The following is a 15,031-nucleotide window of genomic DNA, read 5'->3' on the forward strand; positions in this document are numbered from 1 at the left end:
TGCCGGCGCCCGGCGCCTTGAGTTCTGGCCACTGGAAACCCGGCCTCCCTGCCCCGATATCGCCCACCATGTCCTATTCCCCGCTGGCCGACCTTCCCGCCGAGCTGATCGACCGCGCCACACGCATTCGTCTGGCCTGCTTCGATGTGGATGGCACACTGACCGACGGTCGCCTGTACTACGACCGCGACGGCAACGAAAGCAAAGCCTTCCATGTGCAGGACGGCCAGGGTCTGGTGCAGTTGCGCAAGCACGGGATCGAGGTCGCGCTGATCACCGCCCGCCACAGCTTGGCCGCGGAGAAGCGCGGCCAGGAACTTGGCCTGCTGGTACAGATCGGAGTCCAGGACAAGCGTGCCAGTGTGCAGGCCCTGTGCGACGAGCGCGGGCTGCGCCTGGAGCAGGTCTGCTTCATGGGTGATGACTTGCCCGACGTGACCGCGCTGCGCGCGGTCGGCCTGGCGGTGGCCCCGGCCAATGCGCACCCGTGGACCGCCGAACACGCGCACTGGATCACCCAAGCCCGCGGCGGCGAAGGCGCCGCACGCGAACTGTGCGACGTGCTACTGGCCGCACAAGGCCACCTACCCTTCCTGCTGCAGGAGCATGGCGCATGAACTGGCGCAACACCCTCGGCAGCATCCTCCTGGTCGCTGCGGTCATCAGTGGCTGGTCGGCCTGGAACCAGCGCAGCAAGCCAGCGCGAGCCACGACTGCCGAAGCGCGCTCGGACTACGTCGCGCGCGATTTAGAGGTCGTCAGCCTAAACAAACAAGGCAAGGAAGCGATGACCCTGCGCGCACCGGAGATGGAACGCAGCCGAGCCGACCAAACCCTGTCGATCGTCACCCCGCTGTTCCTACTCCCCGACGCCAATGACCAGCATTGGGAAATGCGCAGCAAGACCGGCTGGGTCAGCGCCGACGGAAAGGAATTGCGCCTGCGCGGCGACGTCGCCGGCGACAGCCCCAAGGTCCCCAGCATTCCGCCCACCACCTTCCGCACCCAGAGTCTGGACGTCTTCCCGCAAACCAACAGCGCTCGCACCACTGCACCCGTCACCATGACCCGGCCCGGTATGATGCAAACCGGCGTTGGCCTGGAAGTCGACTTGAAATCCCAGCAGTACAAGCTCCTTTCACAGGTCAAGACCCGTTATGAACCGAATGCTGCCCGCTAAGCTTGCATTGCTCGCTCTGCTGTTTCCCGCCATGGCGCTGGCCAAGTCGACCGACCGCAATCAGCTAGTAGACGTCAACTCCGACGCCAACAACTGCAATCTGACCGACGACAACGGCAAGTGCCGCTTTTCCGGCCATGTGGTCATTGTCCAGGGCACGCTGGAAGCGCACGCCGACACCGCCGACATCTTCCGCAAGAACGGCCAAATCGATCGCGTGCTGCTCAACGGCAAGCAGGCGACGTTCAAGCAGGAGATGGACGATGGCTCCATCGTCGATGGTATGGCCGACACCATCGACTACAGCGTCCCCAACGACATCGTGATCCTGACCGGCAACTACAAAATGAACTCGGCGAAAGGCACCAACGCCGGCCAGCGTATGGTCTACAACACCAAGACCGGCGACATGCAAGGCGGCGGCGACGGCACCCGCGTGCATACGGTGATCCAGCCGAAGAACGCCGCTGCGGCCAGCCAGCCGGCAAACGGCGCCAAACCCGCTGCCGCGACCAAACCCGCCAAGCAAGGAGGACAGTGATGCTACTCGCCGAGGGCCTGCGCAAGCGTTACAAGCAGCGTGAAGTGGTACGCGATTTCGGCCTGACCCTGGACGCAGGCGAAGTGGTCGGCCTGCTCGGCCCCAACGGTGCCGGCAAAACCACCTGTTTCTACATGATCGTCGGCCTGGTCGAAGCCGATGCCGGGCGTATCGTGCTCGACGGCAACGACATCACGGCGCTACCGATGTACAAACGTGCCAAGCTCGGCGTCGGCTACTTGCCGCAGGAACCATCGGTGTTCCGCAAACTCAGCGTCGCCGACAACATCCGGCTGGTGCTGGAACTACGCGAAGATCTCGACGAAGCCGGACAGGAACGCGAACTGCTCTCGCTGCTGGACGAACTGCAGATCGGCCACGTCGCCGAGCAGCTCGGTGCCAGCCTGTCCGGTGGCGAACGCCGCCGCTGCGAGATCGCCCGCGCGCTGGCGGCCAAGCCGCGACTGATGCTGCTCGACGAACCCTTTGCAGGCGTCGATCCGATCTCGGTCGGCGAGATTCAGCGCATCGTGACTCACCTCAAACAACGCGGCATCGGCGTGCTGATTACCGATCACAACGTGCGCGAAACCCTGGGAATTTGCGACCGGGCTTATATTCTCAACGAAGGCGGCGTGCTGGCGCAGGGGGCCCCGGAGGCACTGCTGGCCAACAGCGACGTGCGCCGCGTGTACCTCGGAGAAACCTTCAGGCTCTGAGCGCGCCTCCTTTTACGCTCTTTCCGCGCTGAGCACACGCATGAAAGCACGGCTGCAGACATCACTTGGACAGCATCTGGTCATGACGCCGCAATTGCGTCAGGCAATCAAGCTGTTGCAGATGTCCAGCGCCGAGCTGGAGGTGGAACTCGCCGCGGCAGTGGAAAGCAACCCGTTGTTGGAATGGTCCGAGGACGCCGCCCTCACGTTCGAGCACACCGATAGTCAGGAGGCGAGCGGCGGCGCTGCCGATGGCGACACCCTCACTCCTGTCGCCGACGACCATGCCGAAGCGTCGCCGGCCGACAGCGGCGAGGACTGGACAACAACCGACCCGGCCTGGAGTGGCGGCAGCGGCGGTGCGTTCGACGACGACACGAGCAGCCTCGCCGAACGCGTGGCCGAGCCGGAGACGCTGATCGATCACCTGCTGTGGCAATTGCACCTGTCGCCCCTGTCCGCACGCGACCGCAGTATCGGGGTCGCGTTGATCGACGCCCTCGATGGCGACGGCTACCTGCGTGAGCCGCTGACTGCGATCGCCGAAACACTGCGCCCGAACATCGCCGCCGGCGAGGACGAAATCCTCACCGTACTGCACCAAATCCAGCGCTTCGACCCGACCGGCATCGCCGCGCGCAGCCTGGAGGAATGCCTGACCCTGCAACTGGGCATGCTACCCGAGTCCACTCCGGGACTGGAACTGGCGCACACGATCGTCAACGGATCGCTGGAAAAACTCCCGCGCAGCGGCATCGCCGGCCTGGCTCACGCCCTCAAACGCCCGGTGGCGGACGTGGACACCGCGGTCGCGCTGCTGCGCTCGCTGGACCCGCGCCCAGGCAAACAGATCGGCGAACTCGGTAGCGACACCTATGTCGTGCCGGACTGTGTCGTCTGGCGCCAACGCGGCGTCTGGCACGCGGCCTTGTCCGCACACGCCCAACCCAAGGTCACCATCCATCGCGGCTACGAACGGCTGATCCGCCAATGCGGCGAAAGCGACGCCGGCTATCTGCGCGGGCAGTTGCAGGAAGCGCGCTGGCTGCTCAAGAGCGTGGAAGCCCGTGGCGAGACCCTGCTCAAGGTGACGCGCTGCTTACTGCGACAGCAAGCCGGTTTCCTGGAATTCGGCGAACAGGCCCTACGCCCCCTGACCCTGCGCGAGATCGCCGGTGAACTGGGTCTGCACGAAAGCACCATCTCCCGTGCCATTGCCCGCAAATACGTGCGCACACCGCGCGGCACCATCCCGCTACGCGCCTTCTTCGCCTCCGGCATCGACACCGACAGTGGTGGCGAGGCATCGAGCACCGCCATTCAGGCAATGATCCGGCGCCTGATCGAGACGGAGAATCCACGTAAGCCGCTTTCTGACGCCAAGCTGGCCGACCTGCTGAAAAATACCGGCGTACCGGTAGCGCGCCGCACCGTGGCGAAGTATCGTGAGGCCATGAACATTCCCGCCTCCCACGAACGCGTGCGTATCGGCTAACGGCGGGCAATGGTTCATAGGTGAATCCCGAACCAAGGAGTATCCGATGCGTATCGAGACCTACGGCCACCAGATTGAAGTCACCCCTGCCCTGCGCGAATACGTGGAGACCAAGCTGCAACGGCTGAAGCGGCACTACGAAGAAACCATCGAGGTCCGCGCACAATTGGCGCTACGCAAGCCAGACCATCACGTCGAAGCCACGATCAACGTCCCCGGTCGCACCCTGCACGCCGACGCCAGCGCACAGACCATGTACGCGGCGATCGACCTGCTCGCCGACAAGCTCGACAGGTTGATCATCAAGCACAAGGAAAAGAAACAGGACCACCATGCGGCCGAGGTGCGCGACAATTTAGCGTGACTCTTCGCAGATTGCGCCGCCATGCCCTTTGACCGATCTGATTGCGACCGACAGCACCCAAACGCTGTCGGTCGCTGGTCACGCCACCTTGCTGCACACCGCCGCCCGCCTGGGCGAGGGAACACAGCACGGCGGCACCGCCAGCACCCATGGCTTCGCCTTCCCACACGGCCATGCTCGGCACCTGGACGCCTCGCGCAGTGGCGGCAACCGATCAATTGCGATGGTCACCATACCCAGGTCGATCCGGCCTTCACCATGACGGCGCAAACGCACGACACCCACCAACTGATGCCACCATCGCAGCGGGTCCAACTGTGCGGTGTCGATCATGTCAACAAGACACTTCACCACGCATCCAATACCACCGCACGTTACACGTGGCAGGGTGACGTAACCCAAGCTAGCGCCGCATGAACACCAGCATCGACGCCCGCGAACTCTTCGACCAACAGCGCGACCGACTAGGCCTGCGCTGGCTGGCAGGCCACAAGGGCGAACACCGCATCCTGGAGGCGGGTAACACGGTCTCCCGACGCCCGTCCCTGGCTGGCTATCTCAACACAATCTATCCCAACAAGGTCCAGATTCTCGGCACCGAAGAACTGGCTTGGCTGGATTCGTTGGACGCGCGACAGCGCTGGGAGACGATCGAGAAAATCGTGCAGGTCCGGCCACTGGCCCTGGTCATCAGCAAGAACCAATCGTGTCCGGAAGATCTGCGCGCGGCCGCCGACGAGTCCGACACCCCCCTGTGGGTTTCGCCCAAACGTGGCCACGAGCTACTCAATCACCTGTCCTACCACCTGGCGCGCACGCTGGCACCACGCATCATCCTGCACGGCGTGTTCATGGAGATCTACTCGATCGGCGTGTTGATCACCGGCGATGCAGGCTCGGGCAAGAGCGAACTGGCGCTGGAGTTACTCAGCCGCGGCCACCGCCTGGTCGCCGACGATGCCCCCGAATTCACCCAGATCGCCCCCGATGTACTCGACGGCACCTGCCCGGAACTACTGAAAGATCTGCTGGAAGTACGCGGCCTGGGCGTGCTGAATGTACGCGACATGTTCGGCGACACGGCTGTCAAGAAGAACAAGTATCTTCGCTTGATCGTGCACCTGACCCGCCCTATGACCGAACCCACGCCCCATGGCTACGAACGCCTTACCGGCGATTCGGGGACCCGCCACGTCCTGGACCTGGACGTACCGCTGATCACCTTGCCGGTGATGCCAGGCCGCAACCTGGCGGTCCTGACCGAAGCCGCCACGCGCCTGCACATCCTACGGACCAAGGGCATCGACCCCGCGGCAATGTTCATCGCCCGCCACAGCAACATGCTCGAGCGGCGCGGCCCATGAATACCGTGGCGAACACCTCCACCTTGGTGATCGTCAGCGGCCTGTCCGGCTCCGGCAAATCGGTTGCGCTGAAAACCTTCGAGGACCTGGACTACTACTGCGTGGACAACCTGCCGGTGCAATTGCTACCGGCTTTCGTCAAGAGTCTGGTGCGCGAGGATGGCGGCCCCAGCAAGCTCGCGGTCGGCATCGACGTGCGCAACCGCCACAGCGACCTCACCCAATTCCCGCGCTGGCGCGAAGTGGTGGCGCAGTTCGGCCTGGACGCGCGGCTGCTGTTTTTCGATGCCAACGACGACGCGCTGATCAAGCGCTATGCCGACACACGCCGGCGCCATCCGCTCTCGCACCAGGGCCTGTCGCTACCGGAAGCGATCGAGCGCGAGCGCGGGCTGACCATGCCGTTGCGCCACGAAGCCGATGCGGTGATCGACACCAGCACGCTCAACGTACATCAATTGCGCAGGCGGGTGACCACCGAATTCGCACTTGCCGCCGAGAACACCCTATCGCTGCTGTTCGAATCCTTTGCCTACAAGCGTGGCGTGCCGGTCGAGGCCGACTTCGTCTTCGACGCGCGCATGCTACCCAATCCGCACTGGGACCCCGAACTGCGCCCGCTGGGCGGCCGCGACGGCGCTGTGCGCGACTACCTGGACGCCCAGCCGGAAGTACAGCGCTACACCACGCAACTGATCGACTTCCTCGACACCTGGCTGCCGCGGCTGCGCAACGACACCCGCAGCTACGTCACCATCGCCTTTGGCTGCACCGGCGGCAAACACCGCTCGGTCTACATGGCAGAACGCCTGGCCCGACACGCCCGCGAGCAGGGCTGGCCGGAAGTGGCGACCTTTCACCGCGAGCAGGATTGACCGCTGAAACGCAGAACGGGAACGCGTGAATCGCCAGTGCCCGCCCCCGACAAGCGTGGGAATGCGCACCCGCAACGCACGTCGTCCCTTCCATCACACAACGCAGCGCCTCGACCTATCCACCTGACCGCGAGCGCTGCATCGCCTTGACAGCATCGCGACCAGTCGGTTGAGGCAATGGCGAGACCAAGTCCACCATCAAACAGGCGCCACGCGCCCATTCCCTGCGACCTACCCGACCTGTTAACGTTCCTCCATGGCCTGTGGCATTCTCCTCATCACTCATCCCGGCATCGGCGCGGCGCTGTTGAGCGTGGCCACCGGACTGTTGCAGCAATTACCGCTGAAGACCGAAGCCTTCGAAGTACCATTGGATGCCGACCTCGACGCACTGTTACCGAAAGCATCCTCAGCGCTACGCCGGGTCGACGATGGCGATGGCGTCCTGGTGCTCACCGACGTATACGGTGCCAGCCCGAGCAACCTGGCGATGCGCTTGGCGCGGCTGGGCACCCCGGTGCGACGCGTCTCCGCACTCAGTCTGCCGATGCTGCTGCGGATCATGAACTATCCAGAACAGAGCCTGGACCAACTACCGGCGACCGCAGCCGCCGGCTCGCGCAATGGCGTGGTGATCGACGATGCTTGAACGCGAACTCATGGTGACCAACCGCCTGGGCCTACATGCCCGAGCAACCGCCAAACTGGTGCAGACGCTATCGTCGTTCCGCTGCAACGCCACGCTGGCGGCCAAAGGACGCGAAGTCAACGCAAAGAGCATCATGGGGGTGATGCTGCTGGCCGCTGCAAAAGGCACAACGGTGACGGTCAGGGTGGACGGCGTTGATGAAGCCGAGGCGCTCCAGGCCACGATCGACCTGTTCGCGCGACGCTTCGACGAGGATAGCTGAGCATGCGCCGCAGGCGGCCGCAGAGAACGACGCGGTGCCGCCGCAACGGGCGCGTGCTGTGAGTGTGCGTATCGCCGGTCACGGCGCGTCGCGCGGCAATGCATTGGGCCGCGCACGGGTGCGCCTGCCGCACGCGCTGGATGTCGCCGAGCAGCGTATCAGCGCGGCGCAAATTCCCGACGAACTCCTCCGCTTGCACCGTGCCGTAGATGCGGCACGCGCAGAAATGCATGGCCTGCGCCTGCGCCTGCATGGCGCGCTCGCCAAGGAAGTCGGCGAGTTCCTCGACCTGCACGCGCTACTGCTCGACGACCCCGAACTGTTGTTCGGTCTGGACGAGTTGATCCGCACCGGCCGCTATAGCGCCGACTATGCACTGCGCTTACAACGCGACCGCCTGGCGACCGTGTTCGACAACATGGAAGACGCCTATCTGAAAAGCCGCATGGACGATCTGGACCATGTGATCGGGCGAATCCATGCATTCTTGCACAAACGCCAGCCGGACAACGAAGGCCTGGCCGGCGAGATCCTGGTCTGTGAAAACGTGGCCCCTTCGGAACTGGCGCAGTTGCAGACGCAGGGTGTGGTCGGCATCGTCACCAGCGCCGGCAGCACCCTGTCGCACAGCGCGATTCTGGCGCGCAGCCTGCACCTGCCACTGGTGGTGGGCGTCGCCGACGCACTACAGAAAATCAACGACGGCGACGTCCTGATCATCGACGGCAACCAGGGTGTGCTGCTACTGGATCCGACTCCGCAGGACCTGCACGACTACCGCCTGCGCGTGCGCGAGCAGGCCAAGTTGCAACGCGGCCTGGGCAAACTGCGCTCCAAGCCAAGCCGTACCCGCGACGGCGTGGACATCACCCTGCTGGCCAACGCCGAATCGCGCGAGGACGTCGCCCGCGCGCATGCGCTCGGCGTCGACGGCCTGGGCCTGTACCGCACCGAGTTCCTGTTCTTGCAACGCGAGGTGCTGCCGGACGAAGAAGAGCAGTTCCACACCTACCGCGATGCGGTGCTGGGCATGAGCGGACGGCCGGTGACGATCCGCACCCTGGACCTGGGGGCGGACAAGGCCGACCGCACCGGCCTGACCCTGAGCAACGAACAAAACCCGGCGTTGGGACTGCGCGGCGTGCGCCTGTCGCTAGCCAGACCCAGGATATCGGACACCCAGTTGCGCGCGATCCTGCGCGCCTCCGCATACGGGCCGATGCGGGTGCTGCTCCCAATGATCGGCGCGCGCGAGGAAATCATGGCGATGCGTCGGCACCTCAAGCGCATCACCACGCAGTTGCGCCGCGACGGCCACGCGATTGCCGAACATGTCCAACTCGGCGCGATGATCGAGGTACCAGCGGCGGCAATTGCGCTGGACACCTTTATCGATGCCGTCGACTTCCTGTCGATCGGCACCAACGATCTGGTGCAGTATCTGCTCGCCGCCGACCGCAACAACGAGGCACTGGGCGAGCTTTACTCACCGCTGCACCCGGCGGTTCTACGGCTGATCGCGCAGGTCATCGGCACCGGCCAGGCCCATGGCAAGCCGGTGGCCGTGTGCGGCGAAATTGCCGGCGACCCGGCTCTGACCCCGATGCTGCTGGCGCTGGGCCTGCGCGAGTTCAGCCTGCATCCGGCGACGCTGCTGGAAGTGCGTCGGGTGATCCGCGACAGCGACCTGGAAACGCTGCGCACCCGTGCAGCGAAACTGCTGGCCGCCCGCGATCGGCGCAGCATAGAGCGCTGGTTGAGCTGAGCCGTTCGCGACACACACCCGCCTGCCTGCCTCACTGGCGCGCACGCGCGAAAATCTCGAGCCAATGACTGCGGCGGCCACTTTGCGCTGCGCATCACCGCACGATGCAGGCGATAATGTCGTCATGAACACCTGACAACCCGCGCTGCTTCGGCACGCGACCACGACCCGAGGAAGCAGCGCATGGCCGATGCCGTCCGCCACGAGAAGACCGCGCGGCAACTGCGCCTGCTGTCCGATGCGCTGGACAGCCGGCGCCTGGGCCCGGTACGGCGGCTGGTCAATACGCTGACGCCGGCGGAGATCGGCAATCTGTTGGAATCGCTGCCGCCAGGCAAGCGCGAGGTGGTGTGGGGCCTGGTCGATCCGGAAGACGATGGCGAGGTGTTGCTGCACGTCGGCGAGGAAGTGCGCGAAAACCTGCTCGCACAGATGGATCCCGACGAAATCGTCGCGGCGGTCGAAGACCTCGACATCGACGACCTGGCCAATCTGGTCGAGGATCTGCCGGACACCGTCATCGACGAAGTACTCAAGTCGATGGATCGCGAGAACCGCGAGCGGCTGGAGCAGGTGCTGTCCTATCCCGAGAACAGTGCCGGCCGTCTGATGAATCCGGACGTCGTCACGGTGCGCGCCGACGTCAACCTAGACGTGGTGCTGCGCTACCTGCGCCTGCGTGGCGAACTGCCCGACCACACCGACCATTTGTTCGTGGTGAGCCGCCGTCACCAGTACCTGGGACGGGTATCGCTCGCGGCACTGGTCACCCACGAGGACTCCACCCCGATCAACCGGCTGATCGATGACGAGCAACCGGCCATTGCCGTCGGCGAAAGCGCCAACGAAGTCGCACGGCAGTTCTCCGACCACGACTGGATCTCCGCACCCGTCGTGGACGACAACAACATCCTGCTCGGCCGCATCACCATCGACGACGTGGTCGATATCATCCGCGACCAGGCCGACCACCAGGCGATGAGCGCCGCCGGCCTGGACGAAGACGAGGATCTGTTCAGTCCGGTGCGACGCGCGTTCCGGCGGCGCTTGCTGTGGCTGACCATCAATCTCGGCACTGCCTTCATTGCCTCCAGCGTGGTCGGCCAGTTCGAGAACACCATCGCCAAACTGGTGGCGCTGGCTGCATTGATGCCGATCGTGGCAGGCATGGGCGGCAATGCCGGCACCCAGGTGCTGGCACTGATGGTCCGCGGCCTGGCATTGGGCCAGATCGGCTCATCCAACGTGATCGTGCTGCTGCGCAAGGAACTCTCGGTGGCACTGATCAACGGCCTGGCACTGGGCATCGGCCTGGGCCTGATCGTACTGCTGTGGTTCGGACAACCTCTGCTGTCGCTGGTAATCGGCTCGGCACTGACCATCAATCTGCTCACCGCCGCGCTCGGCGGCGTCCTGGTACCGTTGACGCTCAAACGCCTGGGGTTCGATCCGGCGCTGGCCGGTGGCGTGATCTTGACCACACTGACCGACGTGATGGGATTTCTCAGCTTCCTCGGTCTAGCCACGCTGATGCTGCTATAAGCCACGCCTGACTGGCGCATGTCCGCTACCCGCGCGCGGGTTGTCGCCGGGACACCGGGCCCACGATACTTCGGCCTTACGATCCGAGATCCCGTCATGTCCGTGCGTGCGCTGCTGCTTGTGCTGTGTCTATCGATGGTGGGATGCAGCAGCCTGCCCAGCGATCCGGCCACCGGCCATTTCGTCAGCCGCCAGCTCAACCTCGATGGGCGCGTGTACCGCTACCAGGTATTCGTACCGGCGCCGGCGCATCGTCAAGGCCTGGTGCCGATCGTGTTGTTCCTGCATGGCTCGGGCGACCGCGGCAACGATGGCTACGATCAGGTCAAAACCGGCTTGGGGCCTTACCTGCGCAGCCATCTAGGCGACTTCCCTGCGTTGGTGGTGCTACCGCAAGTTCCCGACGGCGAAGAGTGGAGCGGCATCAATGCGACCATGGCGTTACAGGCGTTGGACCAAGCCATCGCGGAGTTCAACGGCGACCCGCAACGCACCTACCTGACCGGCATGTCGATGGGCGGTTACGGCACCTGGGAGATCGCGCTGCAACAGCCCCAGCGTTTCGCCGCGCTGGTGCCGATCTGCGGAGCGATTCTGTCCCCGCACGAAGATCGCGAGTACCTAGTGGTAACACCTGTGGCCTATCTGTCCGATCCCTACACGGCCCTGGCACAACGCCTGCAGCACATTCCGGTGTGGATTTTCCACGGCGCTCAGGACGATCAGGTGCTGCCGCACGACGACCGCAAGATTTTTCGCGCGTTCAATAACCTCAACGCCGACGTGCGCTACACCGAATACCCGCACGGCAATCACAACGCGTGGGATGCCACCTACCGCGATCCCAAACTATGGCAATGGCTGTTCGCGCAGAAACGCACCGACACCAGCGCTGAGAACGCAGCGAGCGACTGAGCCGCAAGCGATGCGATCGTGCGCACACTGCCTCTCTACAATGCAGGCAGCATCGGCGTTTCCACAGCGCGGGCTCCAAGCTCCGACATCACCACTGTTATCCTTGCCCCCATTGCTGTCTGCACCAACCGCCCTCATGCCTGTCGCCCGCTTCCCCGTCCTTCCCCGCTTCGCCCGCGCCAGCGTGCAGCCGACCCACGCCGTGCGCATGTCGCATCCAGCAGCAACGGCATGAGCATGCTCGGCGGACACACCGCACATCTCGCCACCTGGGGCATCTGCGCACTGGCCACCGCCGGAGTGATCGTGCGACCGTTCAAATTGCCCGAGGCGTGCTGGGCGATCGGTGGCGCGCTGCTGCTGATGGCACTGGGGCTGATGCCAGGCGGTGAAGCGTGGCGGGCGGTGCTCAAAGGTCTGGACGTGTATCTGTTCCTGATCGGGATGATGCTGCTGTCGGAAACCGCACGCACCGAGGGCCTGTTCGACTGGGTTGCGATGCACGCGGTGAACCTGGCCGGTGGCTCGACCCTGCGTTTGTTCGCGCTGGTGTTCGGCGTCGGCATCGTGGTCACCGCATTTCTGTCCAACGACGCCACTGCGGTGGTGCTGACCCCAGCGGTGTACGCGGCCGCGCGCAAGGCCGGGGCCAAGCCGCTGCCGCTGCTGTTCGCCTGCGCGCTGATTGCCAATGCGGGCAGCTTCGTGCTGCCGATCTCCAACCCCGCCAATCTGGTGCTGTACGGCGGCCAGATGCCGACCCTGGGCGCCTGGATGGCCGCGTTCGCGCTGCCGTCGGTGCTGGCGATCGGCGTGACCTTCTGCATGCTGCGCTGGGCCGAACGCAAGGATCTGACCGGAAGCTGCGCCGAGCGCGTGGACACCGTGCGATTGACCCGTGGCGGCATGTTCGCACTGGTCGGCATTCTCGCCACCGCCGCGCTGCTGGTGGGTGTCTCCGCCCTTGGCCTGGACCTGGGGCTGCCCACCTGCCTGGCCGGCCTGGCCACGTTGGGCGTGGTCTGCCTGGGCGGGCGGCAATCGCCGCTGCCGATAACCAGGGCGGTGTCGTGGTCGGTGTTGCCACTGGTCGCGGGCCTGTTCGTTCTGGTCGAAGCGCTGTCGCGCACCGGCGTGATCGGCCTGCTCGCACAGCACCTGACCGCCGCCGCCACGCACGCGCCGCACGCCACTGCCGGCATCGCCGGAACGTTGCTGGCATTCGGCTCCAACCTGATGAACAACCTGCCCGCCGGGCTGATCGCCAGCACCACCGTGGCCCAGGCGCAGCCGCCGCAACTAGTGGTGGATGCGCTGTTGATCGGCGTGGACCTGGGCCCGAACCTGTCGATCACCGGCTCGTTGGCGACCATCCTGTGGCTGACCGCGATCCGCCGCGAAGGCGAGGACGTCGGCTTCTGGCGCTTTCTCAAAGTCGGCGTACTGGTGATGCCGCCAGCACTGCTGTGCGCGTTGGGTGCGCGCTTGCTCCTAAGCTGAGCCGCGGCCCTAGCGGGCACGCCACCGTCGCGCCACACCACTGACCAAGGCGATTGCCGCGGTCAGCGCCGCCATCGACAGAAACTGTCCGCGCGTATCCGGCGACACCACCAACAGAACGAAAATCAGCGCCAGAATCGCCAACGCCAATACGGTGAGCAGCGGATAGCCACGCATGCGAAATGGCAGCCGCGTGCCGATGCGATCGGCACGCGCGCGCAGGATCAACTGCGATACCAGCGAAATCGTCCACACCAGCAGGCAGGTCGCGCCGACGATATTGAGCAGCACCGGCAATACGCGGTTGGGATACAGCAGCTCCAGCATCGCAGCGACGAACCCGAACGACACACTGACCAGCACCGCCAGCCACGGCACCTGCTGACGGCTGGCGAGCGCCAGCAGACGCGGTGCCTCCCCGCGTTGCGCCAACGAGAAGATCATCCGCGAGGCCCCGTACAGATTGGCATTGAGCGCCGACAACAGCGCGATCACGGCGATCAAGGTCATGCCAGTCGCCGCGCCGGGAATCCTGGCCGCCTGCAGCACCGCGGCAAATGGCGATGCCAGCGCCCCGCTCTGCCAAGGCACCACCGCGACGATGACGCTCAGCGAACCGATGTAAAACACCAGGATCCGCCAGGCCACGGTCCGGATCGCCCGCGCGATACTGCGCTCCGGGTCGGCGGTTTCGGCCGCCGCCACCGCCACGATCTCGGTGCCGCCGAAGGCGAATACCACGACCAGCAGCGCCGCAGCGATGCCGGCGATGCCTCTGGGCGCGAACCCGCCGTTGCCGATGAGATTGGACAAACCCGGCGCAACCACTCCCGGCAAGCAACCGGCGAGCAACATCACGCCAACCAGAATGAAGCCAAGGATCGCCGCCACCTTGAGAATGGCAAACCAGAACTCGCACTCGCCGAAACTGCGCACACCCAGCAAATTGATCGCAGTGAGCACGACCATGAACCCGAGTGCGACCAGTGGGACCGACACCGGCCAGACCGTCGCGAGCAACCCAGACGCGCCCACCGCCTCGGCGGCGATCACGATCACCAACTGCAGCCACCACAACCAACCCAAGGTCGCACCGATGGTCGGGCCCATCGCGTCGGCGGCATACACCGAAAACGCACCGCTGGCCGGCTTGGCTGCGGCCATTTCGCCGAGCGCATTCATCACGATGATCACCAGCGCACCGGCGACCAGATAGGAGATCAACACCGCCGGCCCGGCGACATGCACGCCGACGCCGGAGCCGAGGAACAGACCGGCGCCGATCGCGCTGCCCAATCCCATCATGATCAATTGCCGCGGCCTCAGCGCATGGCGCAGGGGCACGGTGGCGGCAGGACGGACAGGCGCGGATGGATGCGGCATCGGTGCAATCGGCAGACGAAGACGCAACACGATACAACGTCGTCGCGGCGACGTGCGGATCTGGCTTGGATTGCCAAGTGAATCAGACAGCCGGCACTGACAAGCGAGCCCTGCGTTGTCAGCGACGACGCAAGGCCCGCAAAGCAAACCGCGCTGTCATGCGGATTGCAGCCGCGGCCAACCACGCACGGCACGGGCAGTGGCTACCGCCGCCACGCCGCAAGCACGGCGCATGAGGCGTGTGTTGCAACGTGCGGGATGGCACCGCGTGCGGCGCCATCCCTGCATGCCGAGGCATGCTTAGAACTCCTGCCAATTCTTCTCCAGCACCGCCGCCGCCGGCCGCTCGCGCCGCGGGGCTACCGCCACCGGCTTGACCACCGATGCCACCGACGCCTTGCCCTGCCGTGGCGGCAGCGCCGCAGAGGCATCGAGCTTGAACAACGCCACCGCCTGGCTCAACTCCACCGCCTGCTG

General features: G+C 65.0%; 16 protein-coding genes. 15 read left to right on the forward strand and 1 reads right to left on the reverse strand.

Annotation, left to right across the window (positions count from 1 at the left end; translation table 11 throughout):
* Positions 1-68: 68 nt before the first annotated feature.
* From XalbCFBP2523_RS14300 to XalbCFBP2523_RS14370, 15 genes are all read left to right on the forward strand, one after another.
* The gene (locus XalbCFBP2523_RS14300; protein WP_045766029.1) at positions 69-617 is read left to right on the forward strand and encodes a KdsC family phosphatase; all 549 of its coding nucleotides are present in this window, start codon (positions 69-71) and stop codon (positions 615-617) included.
* The gene (gene lptC, locus XalbCFBP2523_RS14305) at positions 614-1,180 is read left to right on the forward strand and encodes an LPS export ABC transporter periplasmic protein LptC (RefSeq protein ID WP_045766030.1); all 567 of its coding nucleotides are present in this window, start codon (positions 614-616) and stop codon (positions 1,178-1,180) included. The genes XalbCFBP2523_RS14300 and lptC overlap by 4 nt, the downstream gene beginning before the upstream one ends.
* Positions 1,158-1,721 carry a lipopolysaccharide transport periplasmic protein LptA gene (lptA, locus tag XalbCFBP2523_RS14310; RefSeq protein ID WP_045766031.1) on the forward strand — a complete coding sequence of 188 codons (564 nt, stop codon included), beginning with the start codon at positions 1,158-1,160 and terminating at the stop codon, positions 1,719-1,721. Before lptC ends, lptA begins: the two co-directional genes overlap by 23 nt.
* Positions 1,721-2,440, forward strand: coding sequence for an LPS export ABC transporter ATP-binding protein (lptB, locus tag XalbCFBP2523_RS14315; RefSeq protein ID WP_012916622.1), 720 nt, complete (start codon positions 1,721-1,723; stop codon positions 2,438-2,440). The genes lptA and lptB overlap by 1 nt, the downstream gene beginning before the upstream one ends.
* Before the next feature lie 40 nt (positions 2,441-2,480).
* On the forward strand, positions 2,481-3,935 hold the full coding sequence (locus XalbCFBP2523_RS14320; protein WP_045766032.1) for an RNA polymerase factor sigma-54: 1,455 nt from the start codon (positions 2,481-2,483) through the stop codon (positions 3,933-3,935).
* 46 nt (positions 3,936-3,981) lie between these two features.
* A complete protein-coding gene (gene hpf / locus XalbCFBP2523_RS14325; RefSeq protein ID WP_012916624.1) occupies positions 3,982-4,299 on the forward strand; it encodes a ribosome hibernation-promoting factor, HPF/YfiA family in 318 nt (105 codons plus the stop codon).
* Between the two features lie 28 nt (positions 4,300-4,327).
* Positions 4,328-4,561, forward strand: coding sequence for a nucleotidyl transferase family protein (locus tag XalbCFBP2523_RS14330; RefSeq protein WP_052687949.1), 234 nt, complete (start codon positions 4,328-4,330; stop codon positions 4,559-4,561).
* 151 nt (positions 4,562-4,712) lie between these two features.
* A complete protein-coding gene (hprK, locus tag XalbCFBP2523_RS14335; protein ID WP_012916625.1) occupies positions 4,713-5,663 on the forward strand; it encodes an HPr(Ser) kinase/phosphatase in 951 nt (316 codons plus the stop codon).
* Positions 5,660-6,538 (forward strand): RNase adapter RapZ, encoded by an 879-nt coding sequence (gene rapZ / locus XalbCFBP2523_RS14340; protein WP_012916626.1) that lies wholly within the window; start codon positions 5,660-5,662, stop codon positions 6,536-6,538. Before hprK ends, rapZ begins: the two co-directional genes overlap by 4 nt.
* A 256-nt stretch (positions 6,539-6,794) precedes the next feature.
* Positions 6,795-7,187 (forward strand): PTS sugar transporter subunit IIA, encoded by a 393-nt coding sequence (locus XalbCFBP2523_RS14345; RefSeq protein WP_012916627.1) that lies wholly within the window; start codon positions 6,795-6,797, stop codon positions 7,185-7,187.
* Entirely contained in the window at positions 7,180-7,449 is a 270-nt protein-coding gene (locus tag XalbCFBP2523_RS14350; protein WP_012916628.1) for an HPr family phosphocarrier protein, read from the forward strand. The genes XalbCFBP2523_RS14345 and XalbCFBP2523_RS14350 overlap by 8 nt, the downstream gene beginning before the upstream one ends.
* Before the next feature lie 58 nt (positions 7,450-7,507).
* Positions 7,508-9,214, forward strand: a complete 1,707-nt coding sequence (ptsP, locus tag XalbCFBP2523_RS14355; RefSeq protein WP_045766773.1) for a phosphoenolpyruvate--protein phosphotransferase — start codon at positions 7,508-7,510, stop codon at positions 9,212-9,214.
* Positions 9,215-9,397: 183 nt separating this feature from the next.
* Entirely contained in the window at positions 9,398-10,756 is a 1,359-nt protein-coding gene (gene mgtE, locus XalbCFBP2523_RS14360; RefSeq protein WP_012916630.1) for a magnesium transporter, read from the forward strand.
* Between the two features lie 96 nt (positions 10,757-10,852).
* A complete protein-coding gene (locus tag XalbCFBP2523_RS14365) occupies positions 10,853-11,671 on the forward strand; it encodes a carboxylesterase family protein (RefSeq protein ID WP_045760873.1) in 819 nt (272 codons plus the stop codon).
* A 231-nt stretch (positions 11,672-11,902) separates the two neighbouring features.
* Entirely contained in the window at positions 11,903-13,171 is a 1,269-nt protein-coding gene (locus XalbCFBP2523_RS14370; RefSeq protein ID WP_045766033.1) for an arsenic transporter, read from the forward strand.
* A gap of 9 nt (positions 13,172-13,180) precedes the next feature.
* Here the strand turns inward: XalbCFBP2523_RS14370 and XalbCFBP2523_RS14375 are convergent, their stop codons facing one another.
* Complete coding sequence (locus XalbCFBP2523_RS14375; RefSeq protein ID WP_045758270.1) at positions 13,181-14,554, reverse strand: amino acid permease; 1,374 nt, start codon at positions 14,552-14,554, stop codon at positions 13,181-13,183.
* Between the last annotated feature and the right edge of the window lie 477 nt (positions 14,555-15,031).

The organism is Xanthomonas albilineans, assembly GCF_002939705.1.
GTDB lineage: Bacteria > Pseudomonadota > Gammaproteobacteria > Xanthomonadales > Xanthomonadaceae > Xanthomonas_A > Xanthomonas_A albilineans.